The sequence below is a fragment of the Kitasatospora sp. SC0581 genome, from assembly GCF_048159585.1.
Taxonomy (GTDB): Bacteria; Actinomycetota; Actinomycetes; order Streptomycetales; family Streptomycetaceae; genus Kitasatospora.
Genome location: NZ_JBLRWA010000155.1, coordinates 1 through 425, shown reverse-complemented (window position 1 = coordinate 425; position 425 = coordinate 1). Strand labels below are relative to the sequence as shown.

Annotated in this window: 1 pseudogene; it reads left to right on the top strand. The window is 69.9% G+C overall.

Features of this window, described 5'->3' with window-relative positions:
* Positions 1 to 425, top strand: a pseudogene (locus ACLWS4_RS37545) (2-amino-3-ketobutyrate CoA ligase); the annotation flags it as partial.

Sequence of the window (425 nt, the reverse complement as noted above, 5' to 3'; positions counted from 1 at the left end):
CACCTGGCTGGTCACCTCCACCACCCGCATCCGGCACAACCTGCTGGTCCGGCTGGAGGAGGAGCTCGGCGAGCTGTTCGGCGCCCACGTGCTGCCCGGCGCCTCCTGCACCTCGCTGACCGCCGGCATCCTGCCGCTGATCGCCTCCGGCCACCTGGGCGGCGACGGCACGCCCCGGGTGATGGTCTTCGACCGGTTCTGCCACGTCTGCATGGCCTACGTGAAGCCGATCTGCGCCGACGAGGCCCTGGTGCTCAACTGCCCCCACAACGACCTGAACTACCTGGAGGACATCTGCCGCAAGTACCCCCGGGTGGCCTACGTGGCCGACGGCGCCTACTCGATGGGCGGCGCCGCCGCCCTCGACGGGCTGCTCGAACTCCAGGACCGCTACGGCCTGTTCCTCTACGTCGACGACTCGCACT